The sequence below is a fragment of the Pseudomonas arsenicoxydans genome (assembly GCF_900103875.1).
Classification (GTDB): Bacteria; Pseudomonadota; Gammaproteobacteria; order Pseudomonadales; family Pseudomonadaceae; genus Aquipseudomonas; species Aquipseudomonas arsenicoxydans.
On the sequence record NZ_LT629705.1, the window covers coordinates 3,679,614 to 3,693,282 of the forward strand.

Here is a 13,669-nt window from a genome sequence, read left to right on the forward strand (position 1 = left end):
ATGCGCGCCCTGACGCTCGACTTCCAGCCGCGCCGCCGCTCGGGCCCATTGGGCTGGAGCCTGCTGGCCGGCGGCGTGGTGTTGGTGATGAGCTGCTTTGTCGCGCAACAGCATGTCACCGAACAGGCCTCGCAACAGCAGGGCCATTTGCAGCACGCCCAACGCGTCCTCACTGGCGACACCGGCGCCACGTCCACCCTGACCCCGGCTGAAACCCGTGAGCAGGCGCAGAACCTGGCTGAAATGCGCAAAGTCTCGCAGCAACTGCGCCGGCCCTGGGAGCGCCTGTTCGCCATGCTCGAAGCCATGCCACGCGACAACATTGCCTTGCTGAGCCTGACCCCGGATGCCCGCAAAGGTCAGGTGCGCATCAGCGCCGAAGCGCGCGACCTGGAAGCGATGCTCGACTTCCACCGCCGCCTGGAAGCCAGCGATGAACTGTCGGATGTGTCGCTGCTCAGCCATGAAATTGTCGTGAAGTCCCCTGAACAACCGGTGCTATTCAACCTGTCGGCTAACTGGGAGATCGGCGATGCGAATCTCTAGATTGATCGTCCACGAATACCTGCAAGGCCTGGGTGTGCCCGGCGTGGCCGGATTGGCGATGCTGTTGCTGGCACTGGTCTGGGCCTTGGGTGGCCTGATGCCTGACTGGAGTTCGTTGCAAACCCTCACCCAGCAGACCCGCGAAGCCGGCGAGTACCTGGCCAAGGTCGAAGACGGCAGCGTCGCCGCCCCGGTGGTGCCGCAACGTCAGCTCGATGACTTCCGCAGCAAGTTACCGTCGCAGCCACAAGCCACCGTAGCCATCGACAAGATCTACGCGCTGGCGGCCCAGGAACACATCACCCTGGCCCGCGGTGAATACTCGCTGGGCGTCGACCCCAAGACCCACCTCGCGCGTTATCAGATTCTGCTGCCGGTGCGTGGCAGCTACCCGCAACTGCGGCGCTTCCTGCACGCCTTGCTCGGCCAGTTGCCGGCCGTGGTGGTAGAGGACGTGGAGTTCCAGCGTAAAAAAATCGCCGACACCGACCTGACCGGGCGGATCCGCATGACCCTTTACCTGTCGAGGTCATGATGAATACCAAACGCGTAGTGGGTTGGGTGGCGTTCTTCGGCGTATCGGCGGCGCTGACTTGGGGGCCTAATTACTTCATGCCCTCGGAGCAGGGCGATGCGGCGGTCGCGACCAGCGTCACGCCGGCTAAAAGCAAAACCCGTGGCACATTACCGGCCACTACGGCCAGTGACAAACCGACCGTGATCAACGACCTGAGCCCGTCGGGCGACCTGTTCGCCGCCCACAGCTGGAAAGCGGCACCGACACTGGCCAGCGTCAACGAACAACCCGTTAACCAAACCCCGGTGGTGCAAGTCCCCAGTGCGCCGCCGATGCCTTTCCAGTTCATTGGCAAGCTTGATGATCGTGCCGACCTGCAAGTGTTCTTGCAGAACGGCGAAAAAATATACGTCGTGCGCAAAGGGGATGTGATCGACGACACCTGGAGGATCGAGGGGATTTCCGATGTGGAACTCCGCTTTGTCTACCTGCCTCTGCATTTGTCCCAGACCTTGTCTGTGGGGAGCGCGCAATGAACAGATCCCGTTTGCTGATGAACCTTTGCATATGTGCAGGGCTGGCAGCATGCAGCTCGGCGCAGGTTGCCAAGCAGGAAGGGGCAGACCTGATGGAGTCGGGTCAGTACGAAGCCGGCCTGGCGCGTATTCAGGAAGGGCTCAAGGAAAACCCTCGCGACACCGAATTGCACCTGGCCCTGACCAGCGGCCGTGCCCGTGCGGTGACGGCGTTGTTGACCCAGGCCGAAATGGACCGCGCCCAACGTGATTTCGCCTCTGCCCGCCTGACCTATGGCCGGGTGTTGACCTTGGAGCCGAACAACCGCCGGGCCCAGGATGGCCTGCGCCAGCTGGAGCACATGCGCAGCCTGGACGACAAACTCGAACTGGCCCGGGGCGACCTGCGTCGCGGCGACATCTACGGTGCCGATCGCCAAGTCAAACAGATCCTCGAACTGGACCCCAAGAATGACGGCGCCCTGGAGTTGCAAGGCAGTATCCGCCTGGTACAGAGCCGCAACGTGATTCCGTATCCGCAACTGCGCACTCGCCTGGACCGGCCGGTGACCCTGGAATTTCGCGACGCCAACCTCAAAACCATTTTCGAAGTGCTGTCCCAGGTCGCCGGTTTGAACTTCATCTTCGACAAGGACCTGCGCCCGGACATGAAGGCCACCATCTTCGTACGTGACGTGCGCATCGAAGACGCTGTGGAACTGCTGCTGCAACAGAACCAGCTGCATCAGAAAGTAGTGAATGAAAACACCTTGCTGATCTACCCCGACTCGCCGCAAAAGCTCAAGGACTATCAAGAGCTGGTGATGCGCACGTTCTACCTGACCAGCATCGATGCCAACACCGCGTTGAACATGATCAAGACCATGCTCAAGACCCGTGATGTGTTCGTCGATGAACGCCTCAACACCCTGACCATGCGCGACACCGAAGACGCGGTGCGCATGGCCGAAAAACTCCTGCAATCGCAGGACCAGTCCAACCCCGAAGTGGTGCTGGAAGTGGAGGTGATGGAAGTCGCCACCCAACGGATTCTCGACCTCGGGCTGCAATGGCCGAACACCTTCGGCGTGGTCAACACCGACGGCTCGGCCGTGACGCTGCTCGATCAACTCAAAGGCATCAACTCCAGCCGGATCAGTATTTCGCCGTCGCCCCAGGCCAAGATCAACGCGCAGGACAATGACATCAACACCCTGGCCAGCCCGGTCATTCGGGTCAGCAACCGCGAACAGGCGCGTATCCACATCGGTCAGCGTGTACCGATCATCAGCGCCACTTCGGTGCCTTCTACCCAGGGCCCGGTCATCACCGAAAGCGTTACCTACCTGGACGTCGGTCTTAAACTGGAAGTACAGCCGACCGTGCACCTGAACAACGAAGTGGCGATCAAGATCGCCCTGGAAGTCAGTAACGCCACGCCGCTGGAACCGACCCGTCAGGGCACGATTCCGGTGCAGGTTGACACCCGCAACGCCCAGACCACGCTGCGCCTGCATGACGGTGAAACCCAGATCCTCGCCGGCCTGATGCGCAACGACCACGGCGCCACGGGCAACAAGATTCCAGGGCTTGGCGACATTCCAGGCCTGGGCCGTCTGTTCGGCAGCAACAAGGACACCGTCGGCAAGTCCGAACTGGTGCTGTCGATCACACCGCGCGTGGTGCGCAACCTGCCGTACCAGAGCCCGTCGGACATGGAATTCACCACCGGCACTGAAACCAGCATGCACATCCAGGCGCCGGAACGCGGGATAGAAACACCGATCCAGAATGAACACATCGATCGGCCGGTGGCTTCCGCCACTACCACTGTCGTCGTTGAGAAACGCTGATCATGAACGCCTCGCAACGTGGTTTTACCCTGATCGAAGTCGTGGTGACGCTGGCCCTGATCGGCCTGCTGGCCGGCATGGCCGCGCCGCTGACCGAGACCGTGGTGCGCCGGGGCAAAGAGCAGGAATTGCGCACGGCGTTGTACCAGATCCGCGACGCCATCGACGCCTACAAACGTGCCTACGACGCCGGTTACATCGAGAAGTCGCTGGAAAGCAGCGGCTATCCACCGAACCTGAAAGTGCTGGTCGAAGGCGTGCGTGATGTGCGCAGCGCCAAGGGCGCCAAGTTCTACTTTCTACGGCGCTTGCCGCATGACCCGCTGACACCGGTCAAGCGTGACGACAACGGTGGCTGGGGCTTGCGCTCCTACGACAGTACGGCTGAAAACCCGCGCGATGGCGAAGACGTCTTCGACGTTTATTCCCATGCGCGCGGCAAGGGTCTCAACGGCATCGCCTACCGGGAGTGGTGAATCATGCGTCGGCAGAAGGGTTTTACCCTGTTGGAACTGATGGTGGTCATGGCAATCATCGCAACCTTGATGACCATTGCCCTGCCGCGCTATTTCAACAGCCTCGAAGCGTCCAAGGAAACCACGCTGCGCCAGAGCCTGTCGGCCATGCGCGAAGCCCTGGATCACTACTACGGCGACACCGGGCGCTACCCCGATTCCCTGGAACAACTGGTGGAACAGCGTTACCTGCGCAACCCGCCGACGGACCCGATTGCCGAACGCAAGGACACCTGGGTGCTGGTCGCGCCACCTGACGGCGTGGCGGGCGGGGTGGCCGATATCAAGAGCGGTGCCACAGGGAGGGCGCGTGATGGCAGCCTTTACTCCGAGTGGTAAGCCTTCCGACGAGGCCGGTTTCACCTACCTGGGCGTGCTGTTTCTGATCATGCTGATGGGCATGGGCCTGGCCAGTGCCGGTGAGTTGTGGGCGACCGCCGCGCGCCGGGATCGCGAACGTCAGTTGCTGTGGGTCGGCACTCAATACGCCCAGGCTTTGCGCAGCTACTACCGCAGTTCGCCGGGGCTGGCGCAGTACCCCAAAGAGCTGGAAGACCTGTTGCAGGATGAGCGTTTTCCGACCCCTAAACACCATCTTCGCCAGCTCTACCCGGACCCGATCGGCGGCGGGGAATGGACGTTGATGCGCGGCTTCGACGGACGCATCACCGGCCTCAACAGCCCGTCCACGGACCTGCCGCTCAAGCAGACAGATTTCCCCAGCCAGTGGTCGGACTTCACCGGCATGGCGAGCTACACAGACTGGCAGTTTGTCGCCGAGAAAGCCTTCCTCGACGGCACTTCCGGCCCGGTGAAAAACCAGTCCACCTTGCCCCAGGCGCTGTCGCCATGAGCCGGCAATGGCTGGCGGCCCTGGTCCTGGCGTGTGTGGCGACGCTCGTCAGCGCCGTTGAGGAGGACGAGATGCTGGGCTTTATCGTCGATGACACGATCTCGCACATCGGCCACGACTTTTACTACTCGTTCAGTGAACGCCTGCGCGCCACCAGCCCGATGGATTTCAACCTAGTGGTACGCGAACGGCCTTCGGCGCGCTGGGGCAGCCTGGTGACCGTGGAATATCAGCAGCGACTGGTTTATCGGCGCTTCCTGCCGCCGAACACCGTGGAACTCAAGGATGACGCCTATGACGCCGCCGACTGGGTTCGCGGGCAGATTGTGCAGCGCAAGCTGGAAACCTTGTTGCAGGACACGACGGACCTTGAGAGGGACGAATTATGAAAACGAAAACGTTCTTGCAGTGCACCGCAGGCTTGCTGCTGGGGCTCGGAAGTCAGGCTCTGGTCCAGGCCACGGAGCTGGTCTACACGCCGGTCAACCCCTCGTTCGGCGGTAACCCGTTGAACGGCACCTGGCTGCTCAACAACGCTCAGGCGCAAAACGATTATGACGATCCAGACCTGAAGAAGCGCACGACGGCGGCCGGGACGTCGGCACTGGAACGCTTCACCAGTCAGTTGCAATCGCGGTTGCTGGGGCAACTGCTGGACAACATCTCCACGGGCAATACCGGGAGCCTGTCCACCGACGCTTTTATTGTCAACGTCGTCGACGACTCGGGTGCACTGACCATTGAAGTCACGGACCGAGCGAGCGGTGAGGTTTCGGAAATCCAGGTGAATGGCCTGACCCCTTGAGGGGCATTTGGGTCGATGGGGAGTTAAGGACATGAAAAAAATAATAGCGCTAGGGCTGATGTTGGCGGCATTACAAGGGTGCAGTTTGCGTGACACGATGCCAGCCGAGCAGGACACCGAATCACCGACCCTGACACCTCGGGCGTCGACCTATTACGATTTGCTCAACATGCCACGTCCCAAGGGCCGGTTGATGGCGGTGGTGTACGGTTTCCGGGATCAGACCGGGCAGTACAAACCGACCCCGGCCAGTTCGTTTTCGACCAGTGTGACCCAGGGCGCGGCGAGCATGTTGATGGATGCGTTGCAGGCCAGTGGCTGGTTTGTGGTGCTGGAGCGGGAGGGGCTGCAGAACTTGCTGACCGAGCGCAAGATCATTCGCGCCTCGCAGAAGAAGCCTAATACGCCGGTGAATATCCAGGGTGAGTTGCCGCCGTTGCAGGCGGCGAATCTGATGCTGGAGGGCGGGATCATTGCTTATGACACTAACGTGCGCAGTGGCGGGGAAGGGGCGCGGTATCTGGGGATTGATCTTTCTCGGGAGTATCGGGTGGATCAGGTGTCGGTGAATCTTCGTGCGGTGGATGTGCGCAGTGGGCAGGTGTTGGCGAATGTGATGACGAGCAAGACGATTTATTCGGTGGGCCGTAGTGCGGGGGTGTTCAAGTTTATCGAGTTCAAGAAGTTGCTTGAGGCTGAGGTGGGGTATACGACGAACGAGCCGGCGCAGTTGTGTGTGTTGTCGGCGATTGAGGCTGCGGTGGGGCATCTTTTGGCTCAGGGGATTGAGCGGCATTTGTGGCAGGTGGCGGGGGATAGTTCTTCGCCTGATAACAATGCGACGCTGGATCGGTATTTGACTCAGAACAAGGTTGTGCCTGAGGGGGAGGACGATTGAGCCGCCCGGCCTTTCCCCGTCCCCTGTAGGAGCTGTCGAGTGCAACGAGGCTGCGATCTCTTGATCTTGACCTTGACGGCCTGGTAGCCGATCAGGTTCTTGTTGGCCGAGTACATATCCATTTCTGCGGTAACGGCCACTTAGGGTTTCGCCCTTACGGCGACTCACTTTTTTTGACAAACGCCTCAAAAAAAGTAAGCAAAAAAAAGGCTCGCCCCGGCGTCCGGCCCCTCGCTTAGGCTCGGCGTTCCTTCGCTCCGGCATTCATCTGGGGGCATCGCCTCCGGTCGGCTTCGCTTCGACCTCCTCTCGATGTGTACGGCTTCGCCGCACGGCGCTACGCGCCTACCCCCCAGATGAACGCCTCCGCTCAGCCTCCCGAAGGGGCGGGTAGATCAAAAGCCAGATCAAGATCAAGAGCTGCAGGCGAGCTACCGCTCGGCCTGTTGAGTGGTGAGAAGCGTGCGGTATACCCCGATCTACTGTGGGAGCTGGCTTGCCAGCGATGGCGGCCTGACAGCCGACCAATCTCTCTCAGATGCACTCAATCCAACTGTGGGAGCTGGCTTGCCAGCGATGACGGCTTGCCAGCCGACCAGTCTCTTGCAGGTGTACACCGAACCTGTGGGAGCGAGCCTGCTCGCGATGGCGGTGTGTCATTCAGCATTGGTGGTGGCTGATACTCCGCTATCGCGAGCGGGCTCACTCCCACAGGGGATGTGTGCTGATTCTAGGGTGTTGTTTAATGGTGTTTAACGTTACTTCCTGAAAGCCACAGATCCTTGCGCCGTTGCCTACGACTGCGCCAGAATCCGCCGGCTTGTGCGCTTTGGGCCTGGTCTTTATCGTTTCCAGGTCGCTGAATTCAGCGGCCGGGTTTAGCGACCCGGGCTATCCAAAGTGCATCAGTGCTCCAGGTTTTTTTGCAGACTTTTGACGTCTGCAATCACGTTATGGTGGCTGTATGCGGGAGACCTTCGGGTCTACCGGGTGCCTTTGACCGGTTCGCTAACCTGCATGCAGCCGCCACCCTTACTTGTTTAGCGACAGGTGCTGGTGGCGCCATTTTTCAAAGGAGATTCACCATGTTCAAATCCACCCCCAATCCCCCTGAACCCGACGACGTTTCCCCCTACGATCCCCTCGATCCGAAGAAACTCAACGAAGCCGCCGACCGCGCGCTGGATCACTATCTCAATCCCTTTAAGTCCGCGATTCCACCACACAAGCCCAGCACCATTTACCTGATCGCTCCGGACATCGACACCGAAACCCTGTTGGCCAACGCCTGCGAATCGCTGGCTTCGGCGAGTGTGATGGCGAGTGATTTCGCGGGCCAGTTGCAAGGCCCTCAACGCAACACGATGTTGGCGCTGCAGCAGATCATCATGCTGGGCGAGTTGGCGGTGAATCGGGCGCTGGATAACGTCGATCCGCAGGGGTAAACCCCGCCGCTGATCATTCGCGTGGGCACAAAAAAAACCGCGACCCCTTCACGGGTCGCGGTTTTTTTATGGCGCAGATTACTGCTGCAACACAGTCGCCCGGTTGTCAGCCCCCAGTTGTTGAATCGTCGCCATCTGGGTCGTGCCGCTCTGATCGACACTGGCAATGTTGCCGGTGCCGCCCTGGGTCACGTAGGCGACGTTCATGGTGTCAGCCTGTTTGACGGTGATCATGTTGTCGCTGCCATACAGCTGCGTGGTGTACGCCTGGTTGCCGCTGCCCGACTGGTCGAACTCGGTGGTGTTGCCTGAGCCGTTGCTGGTGCCCTGGGCCAGGTTGGTGGTGCCGCGCTGGTCGGCGATCAGGATGTTATCGCTGCCGTTCTGATCGAAGTACAGCTCGTTGTAGTTGTCTGCCTGGCTGACCGTGGTTTTGTTGCCGCTGCCGGTTTGGTTGGTGGTCATGATGTGGCCGACGCCGTCTTGTTTGAAGCTTGCGATGTTGCCGTTGCCGGCCTGGGTGATGGTCGCGCGTTGGTTGCTGCCGAACTGGCCGCCCTGTTGCGGGCCTTTCCAGTTGCTGGCGTAGACCTTGTTTTCGCTGCCCACGGAAGTGGCGTTGAGCACGTGGCTGTCGCCGCTCTGGTAGGTGAAGTGGACGTTGCCGGTGCCTTGCTGGTACAGCGCGAGGACCGAGCCGACGGAGTCGAACTGGTCGGCGTAGATGGCGTTGACGTCGCCGACTTGCAGGACCTGGGCGTTGTTGTTCTGGCCGAAACTCTGGTCGACCACGGTTTCGTTGGTGTGCCCGTACTGGTTGACGGTGGCTTCGCTGGCGGTTTGTGCGCCTTGCCAGACTTCCGTGGCGTTGTAGTCGCCGAACTGGTTGACGGTGATGGTGCCGCCGATGCCATCGCGCTGGTCGCCATAGGCGTAGTTGCCTTCGCCGGCCTGGTTGAGGTTGATCTGGCCGCCCATGTGGGCGATCTGTTCGGCGGTCGCGTAGTTGGCGGTGCCGTACTGGATGATCATCGCGTTGTTACCGACGCCCAGTTGAATCTGTTCGATGTTGGCTTCGTTGTTGTCACCGAACTGGAAGGTCTGGCCTTTGGTGGCTTCCTGGCTGTCTTGATAGACGAACGAGAAGTTGCCGCTGCCTTGCTGTTGTTGCAGCGCCTGGTTTCCACCCATGCCGATCGACTGGCTGGCATGGCTGGTGTTGAAGCTGCCGACCTGTTGTTGGGTGATGGTGCTGCCGTCTTCGAACAGTTGCTCGGCATAGCCGGCGTTGTAGTCGCCGATTTGATCCTGGGTGATGGTGCCGGTGGCGGTGTCTTGTACCGCGGCGGCATCGTTGCCCTGGCCGAGTTGGTGTTGCGTGGCGGTGCTGAACGGGGCCGCTGTCTGTTTCACATCGGCGATGTTGGCGGTGCCGACCTGGGACTGGTTGGACACGCTGTCGTCGGCCATTGCCTGGGCGCTGACGATGACCAGTATGGCGGCGGTGAGGGGCGTCAGTTTGAACATGATGGATCCTCCAAGTGGTGCAGTGCTTTAGCGATATTGTTTGACCGAAACGCTCATGCCGTTCCCTGACTGGGTCACGGCGCTTGAAAGCCCCGTACCGGCCTGGTCGATGCTGGCGTCGTTGTTATTGCCGTTCTGGGAAATCTGCGCGCGGTTGTGGCTGCCGTTTTGTGTGATTGAGGCGGCGTTGCCACTGCCTTGCTGGGTGATCATGGCCATCAGGTCGCTGCCTTGTTGCAGGATGTAGGCTTCCTGATTGCTGCCCGACTGGACGATGGTGCCGAGCAACGACTGACCGTTCTGTTGCAGCAGCGCCACGTTGGCCTGGCCGTTCTGGTCGATCAGCGCATGCTGACCCACCGGTGGCGGCAACTCGCCCAGATCGGCGGCGGGTGCCAGGTCGTCGTTGTCCATCAAATCGTCGGCGCGCACGCCGGCACTGCTGCAAAGCAGAAGCAGGCAGAGCAAGGTGGCGGTCGACATTTTCATGGTGTTGTCCTTGGGAAGAGGCCAGCCCCACCCACCGGATCGGCGGGTGGGGCGAGGGCTCAGTTGGCGGTGACCGTCACGGTGCGCACGGTGCCTTGGGACGAGCTAATGGTCGCTGTCGGGTTGGCTGACGGGATCACCGTGGTGGTGTTATTTACCGTCAACCGCCAGCGTCCGGTCACGGGCACAGTGGTGGTGCCCAGGGTCGCCAGCCCGGTCGGGGTGCTGACCTGCACGGTGATGGTGTTGCCGGTGGTCACCGATGAGGTGCCCGCGAAGTCCCAGGTGAAGCGGTTGTTGGAACGGGCCGACACGGTGGCGGTGGTCACGGTGAAGGTTTCCGCAGCAGGCCTTGGCGAGACTTGCACCGTGACCGTCGCCGGTGTCGACAGGGCGCCGAAGCTGTCCCGGGCGATGTAGGTGAAGGTTGTGGTGAAGGCCGTTGTGACCGTGGCCGGTGGCGTGTAGGTGATCACCGTGCCGTCGGTGCTGACGGTGCCGCGACCTGCTGCCGGTTGCGTCAGGCTGGCGACGCCCAGCGGCACGTTGCCTTCCGGATCGGTGTCGTTGGCCAGCACGTTGATCGGTATCGCCACGCCCAGGGTCGCGACGGCGTCGTTGACTGCCACCGGTGGCCGGTTAGGCGCCACGGTGATGGTCACGGTGGCTGGTGTGGTCGAGGCCAGGCCTTTGACGTCTTGGGCCTTGTAGGTGAAGGTCGTTGTCAGCGGTGCGTTGACCACGGCGGGCGGGGTATAGACCACCGCAGTCGTGCCGCTCAATGCCACGGTGCCTTGCCCGGCAGCCGGTTGGGTCAGCGCGGTGATGCTCAACGGCGTGTTGCCGTCTGGGTCACTGTCGTTGGCCAGCAGGTTGAGGGTGATCGGCACGCCGAAGCTGGTACTGCCGGTGTCGGCGACGGAGAGCGGCGCCTGGTTTTCGCCGGTGTCCGGTGCCGTCCCGACGACCACGACAGGCTCGGTATCACTGCCGCCGGCAGCGGATTTGACGGTGACGGTGGCCGGTGGCTGGGTCAGGTCGGAAACGGTGATTTTTTGCAGGGTGCCGGATTTCGACAGGCGTCCGTACCCTTGCGCAACCATGTCCGGCACCGCTACTTCGTCCGTGGAGGTGGCCTCGATCAGCAGGCTGTGATTGCTCCAGTTGTAGCGAGCAGTCTGGATTTTCACCACGTCTGTGAGTTTGCTCGACACCGCCGTTGGCCGGGTGGTGCCGGCCGGGTTGGTGGCGGTCACCACCACGACCGAAGGCACGGGGCCGTTGATCAGGTGATTGCCGAAGAACGAGCCATTGTTGTCACCGACCAGGTTGGTCTGGCAGGGCGTAGGCGGTGGTCCGGGGACCAGGGCGAGGGTTTCGCGAAAGCACAGGCTCGAGCTGTTGTCGGCAGAGCCGAAGACTTCGACCCGAGTGCTGCTGCCGGTGCCGGAGGAGGTGCGGCGGTACGTGGCGCGGTTGACCTCCACATGGGTCTGTGCGCGGTTGTCGAGGACTTTGCCGGAGACGGTGAAGAGGCTGGTCTGGATGGTCCCCGCCGGTCCTTGGATGCGCACGAAGTTAGTGTTGTTGGGGCTACCGGTGACCGCTTCGGTGAGGTTCGGGTCACCGATAAAGGTTTCTACCGACCCGGTGTCCGGGTTCACTTCAGTGTAAGGGCCGTTGACGCTGCGCAGGAATGGCCCGATGGCGCCGTTGAGCGCTCCGGTGAAATTGCCCGGTGCACCGATGCCGACATCTTTGGTGATGTTGATCGCACGACGGCCCGGGGTGGTGACGTTGACCGTTTCCACGCCGTACGGGTGGGTAATGGTGTAAGTCCCGGCGGTAGGCACGTTCACCCGGATGCGGATCCGCGCGAAGCTTTGCTGATCGCCATCGACAGGGGTGCCCGAGGCGAATGCCGCTTCGACCCCGGCCACGTAGGCGTCCATCCCGTAGCCAGCGGCGTTATTGGGAATCGTGGCGTCGGCCAGGAACCAGAAGCCTTCGTCTGGCCAGTTGTCCGGGAACACCATCGGCAGGGTGTCATCGAAAATGCCCGGAGTCGGCAGCAGGGTGCACATGTAGGCCGGCGGCGTGGCGGCCGGCACCCGCGAACTCGTGGCGCGCGACTGGCACAGTTCCATCGACAGCAAGTTGTTGTCCTGATACCACATCGGGAATTTCCCGGTGGCGAAGGTGTAGGGGCCGGGGTCGACGGCAGCGAGTTGCGCAAAAGCACTGCCGGACAGCGATAGAGTCAGTCCCAGGGCGTTGAGCGCCAGGCGTGGCCAGTTGTTCATGATGCCTCCTGATGAGGATCTGGGCATGTGAGCGTTCATGGCAGGATGACCACTTCTTCGGTATCGGTGCCGCCATTGGAGGACGTCACGCGAACCTTGGCCGGTGGAATGGGCGAGATGCCGGTCGCCAGGGTTTTCACTGCGCCGTCACCACTGAGGGCGCCGATGGCGGCGCCGCTGCCGGACGTCGCGGTGAGCACCGGTGGCGAGGTTTCATCACTGGTGGAGGCCACGATCGTGAGTTGCCCGGTGTTCAGGCTGTACTCGGCGCGCTGGATGACCACCAGATCCGATAACGGCATCGACAGGGTGGTGGGCGTGCTGCTGGGGATGGCCACGTGGTTGTCCGCGGTCAGTTGCAAGGTGGTGGGCAAGCTCGGGTTTGTCGACGACTGGGCGTACCAGCTGCCGGTGCCGTTGAGTTCTGTCAGGTTCAACACCGGATTGTTGCTGGTCAGGGCGACGGTGCCTGGAGGCGGCGGCGCCAGGACGAACACGTCTTGCTGGGCCACTGGCGCACTGTCGCCGGCCTTGCGCGAATAGGTGCTGCGCTGGGTGATCATCGGTGTCGGCCGCACGACCGTGGACAACTTGCCGGAGATGGCGAATGCCGTGGTGGTCAGGTCGATCCCGTTGGGGCCTTCGATGCGGATGAAGTTGGTGTTGAACGGACTGCCGGTCACGGCTTCCGAGAGGTTCGGGTCGCCGATGAATTGCTCGGCGGAACCGGTCACCGGATTGGTTTCGGTGTAAGGGCCGTTAACGCTGCGCAGGAACGGTCCGACGTCACCCTTGAGGGCGCCGTCGTAGGTTTTCGGCACGCCGATACCGATGTCGCGGGTCATGTTGATCGCCCGTCGCCCGGGGGTGTCAACGTTGAACACATCGACGCCATAAGGGTGGGTGATGACATAGGTCCCGGCCGCGGGCACATCGACGCGAATGCGGATCCGGGCGAAGCTGATCTGATCACCTTCCACCGGGTCACCACCGCTGAAGGCGGCTTCCACCGCGCTGACATAGGTCAGGTCGATGCCCCTGGCCGCGTCGACGATGGCACCGTCGGCGGTGAACCAGAAGGCCTCATCCGGGAAGTTGGTGGGAAAGACCAGTGGTTTGGTGTCGTCGAAAATTCCGGGCGCCGGCAGCAGGTTGCACATGTACGTCGGTGCGCCAGGAGCACTTGGCACGCGCGAACTGACCGCCTTGGACAGGCACAGGTCGAGGGTTCGACCATGGGTGTCCTGATACCAGCCGGCAAAGGAACCGATGGCAGGTTGATAGGGGCCGGGATCGACCGCAAACAGCGCTGCCTGGGCAATACCTTGGGCAAGCGCGCTGACGACCAGGGCGGCCGCCGTTTTGGACAGTAAAGGGTGCATGAGTATTCCCTCTATCAGAGT

At 61.7% G+C, this 13,669-nt stretch carries 15 protein-coding genes; 11 read left to right on the top strand and 4 right to left on the bottom strand.

Annotation, left to right across the window (positions count from 1 at the left end):
- From BLQ41_RS17240 to BLQ41_RS17290, 11 genes are all read left to right on the top strand, one after another.
- A complete protein-coding gene (locus BLQ41_RS17240) occupies positions 1-546 on the top strand; it encodes a PilN domain-containing protein (protein ID WP_090182684.1) in 546 nt (181 codons plus the stop codon).
- Complete coding sequence (locus BLQ41_RS17245) at positions 533-1,081, top strand: GspMb/PilO family protein (protein WP_090182685.1); 549 nt, start codon at positions 533-535, stop codon at positions 1,079-1,081. Before BLQ41_RS17240 ends, BLQ41_RS17245 begins: the two co-directional genes overlap by 14 nt.
- A complete protein-coding gene (locus BLQ41_RS17250; RefSeq protein ID WP_090182687.1) occupies positions 1,081-1,599 on the top strand; it encodes a hypothetical protein in 519 nt (172 codons plus the stop codon). The genes BLQ41_RS17245 and BLQ41_RS17250 overlap by 1 nt, the downstream gene beginning before the upstream one ends.
- Positions 1,596-3,431 carry a secretin N-terminal domain-containing protein gene (locus tag BLQ41_RS17255; protein WP_090182688.1) on the top strand — a complete coding sequence of 612 codons (1,836 nt, stop codon included), beginning with the start codon at positions 1,596-1,598 and terminating at the stop codon, positions 3,429-3,431. Before BLQ41_RS17250 ends, BLQ41_RS17255 begins: the two co-directional genes overlap by 4 nt.
- 2 nt (positions 3,432-3,433) lie before the next feature.
- A complete protein-coding gene (locus BLQ41_RS17260; RefSeq protein ID WP_090182689.1) occupies positions 3,434-3,907 on the top strand; it encodes a type II secretion system protein in 474 nt (157 codons plus the stop codon).
- Positions 3,908-3,910: 3 nt separating this feature from the next.
- Complete coding sequence (locus BLQ41_RS17265; RefSeq protein ID WP_090182691.1) at positions 3,911-4,285, top strand: type II secretion system protein; 375 nt, start codon at positions 3,911-3,913, stop codon at positions 4,283-4,285.
- Positions 4,260-4,799 (top strand): type II secretion system protein, encoded by a 540-nt coding sequence (locus BLQ41_RS17270; protein WP_090182693.1) that lies wholly within the window; start codon positions 4,260-4,262, stop codon positions 4,797-4,799. The genes BLQ41_RS17265 and BLQ41_RS17270 overlap by 26 nt, the downstream gene beginning before the upstream one ends.
- Positions 4,796-5,188: a curli production assembly/transport protein CsgE gene (gene csgE, locus BLQ41_RS17275; protein WP_090182694.1), complete on the top strand. Its 393-nt coding sequence runs from the start codon at positions 4,796-4,798 to the stop codon at positions 5,186-5,188. The genes BLQ41_RS17270 and csgE overlap by 4 nt, the downstream gene beginning before the upstream one ends.
- Positions 5,185-5,604 carry a curli assembly protein CsgF gene (locus BLQ41_RS17280; protein WP_090182696.1) on the top strand — a complete coding sequence of 140 codons (420 nt, stop codon included), beginning with the start codon at positions 5,185-5,187 and terminating at the stop codon, positions 5,602-5,604. The genes csgE and BLQ41_RS17280 overlap by 4 nt, the downstream gene beginning before the upstream one ends.
- 31 nt (positions 5,605-5,635) lie before the next feature.
- On the top strand, positions 5,636-6,502 hold the full coding sequence (locus BLQ41_RS17285) for a CsgG/HfaB family protein (protein ID WP_090182697.1): 867 nt from the start codon (positions 5,636-5,638) through the stop codon (positions 6,500-6,502).
- Positions 6,503-7,587: 1,085 nt separating this feature from the next.
- The gene (locus BLQ41_RS17290; RefSeq protein WP_090182699.1) at positions 7,588-7,947 is read left to right on the top strand and encodes a DUF6124 family protein; all 360 of its coding nucleotides are present in this window, start codon (positions 7,588-7,590) and stop codon (positions 7,945-7,947) included.
- 78 nt (positions 7,948-8,025) lie between these two features.
- Here the strand turns inward: BLQ41_RS17290 and BLQ41_RS17295 are convergent, their stop codons facing one another.
- Genes BLQ41_RS17295 through BLQ41_RS17310 form a run of 4 tightly spaced genes read right to left on the bottom strand, consistent with a single transcriptional unit; the run spans position 8,026 to position 13,648 of the window.
- Entirely contained in the window at positions 8,026-9,474 is a 1,449-nt protein-coding gene (locus BLQ41_RS17295; RefSeq protein ID WP_090182701.1) for a curlin, read from the bottom strand.
- Between the two features lie 27 nt (positions 9,475-9,501).
- Complete coding sequence (locus BLQ41_RS17300) at positions 9,502-9,963, bottom strand: curlin (RefSeq protein ID WP_090182702.1); 462 nt, start codon at positions 9,961-9,963, stop codon at positions 9,502-9,504.
- A gap of 59 nt (positions 9,964-10,022) precedes the next feature.
- The gene (locus tag BLQ41_RS17305) at positions 10,023-12,266 is read right to left on the bottom strand and encodes an Ig-like domain-containing protein (protein WP_090182704.1); all 2,244 of its coding nucleotides are present in this window, start codon (positions 12,264-12,266) and stop codon (positions 10,023-10,025) included.
- A 35-nt stretch (positions 12,267-12,301) separates the two neighbouring features.
- Positions 12,302-13,648 carry a hypothetical protein gene (locus BLQ41_RS17310; RefSeq protein ID WP_090182706.1) on the bottom strand — a complete coding sequence of 449 codons (1,347 nt, stop codon included), beginning with the start codon at positions 13,646-13,648 and terminating at the stop codon, positions 12,302-12,304.
- Positions 13,649-13,669: the final 21 nt, after the last annotated feature.

What these genes read in the sequence shown, in the direction of transcription:
- BLQ41_RS17280 (WP_090182696.1), top strand. Translation starts at nt 5,185, where the DNA reads ATGAAAACGAAAACGTTCTTGCAGTGCACCGCAGGCTTGCTGCTGGGG.
- csgE (WP_090182694.1), top strand. Translation starts at nt 4,796, where the DNA reads ATGAGCCGGCAATGGCTGGCGGCCCTGGTCCTGGCGTGTGTGGCGACG.
- BLQ41_RS17255 (WP_090182688.1), top strand. Translation starts at nt 1,596, where the DNA reads ATGAACAGATCCCGTTTGCTGATGAACCTTTGCATATGTGCAGGGCTG.
- BLQ41_RS17305 (WP_090182704.1), bottom strand. Translation starts at nt 12,266, where the DNA reads ATGAACAACTGGCCACGCCTGGCGCTCAACGCCCTGGGACTGACTCTA.
- BLQ41_RS17270 (WP_090182693.1), top strand. Translation starts at nt 4,260, where the DNA reads ATGGCAGCCTTTACTCCGAGTGGTAAGCCTTCCGACGAGGCCGGTTTC.
- BLQ41_RS17290 (WP_090182699.1), top strand. Translation starts at nt 7,588, where the DNA reads ATGTTCAAATCCACCCCCAATCCCCCTGAACCCGACGACGTTTCCCCC.
- BLQ41_RS17240 (WP_090182684.1), top strand. Translation starts at nt 1, where the DNA reads ATGCGCGCCCTGACGCTCGACTTCCAGCCGCGCCGCCGCTCGGGCCCA.
- BLQ41_RS17250 (WP_090182687.1), top strand. Translation starts at nt 1,081, where the DNA reads ATGAATACCAAACGCGTAGTGGGTTGGGTGGCGTTCTTCGGCGTATCG.
- BLQ41_RS17295 (WP_090182701.1), bottom strand. Translation starts at nt 9,474, where the DNA reads ATGTTCAAACTGACGCCCCTCACCGCCGCCATACTGGTCATCGTCAGC.
- BLQ41_RS17245 (WP_090182685.1), top strand. Translation starts at nt 533, where the DNA reads ATGCGAATCTCTAGATTGATCGTCCACGAATACCTGCAAGGCCTGGGT.
- BLQ41_RS17300 (WP_090182702.1), bottom strand. Translation starts at nt 9,963, where the DNA reads ATGAAAATGTCGACCGCCACCTTGCTCTGCCTGCTTCTGCTTTGCAGC.
- BLQ41_RS17285 (WP_090182697.1), top strand. Translation starts at nt 5,636, where the DNA reads ATGAAAAAAATAATAGCGCTAGGGCTGATGTTGGCGGCATTACAAGGG.
- BLQ41_RS17260 (WP_090182689.1), top strand. Translation starts at nt 3,434, where the DNA reads ATGAACGCCTCGCAACGTGGTTTTACCCTGATCGAAGTCGTGGTGACG.
- BLQ41_RS17265 (WP_090182691.1), top strand. Translation starts at nt 3,911, where the DNA reads ATGCGTCGGCAGAAGGGTTTTACCCTGTTGGAACTGATGGTGGTCATG.
- BLQ41_RS17310 (WP_090182706.1), bottom strand. Translation starts at nt 13,648, where the DNA reads ATGCACCCTTTACTGTCCAAAACGGCGGCCGCCCTGGTCGTCAGCGCG.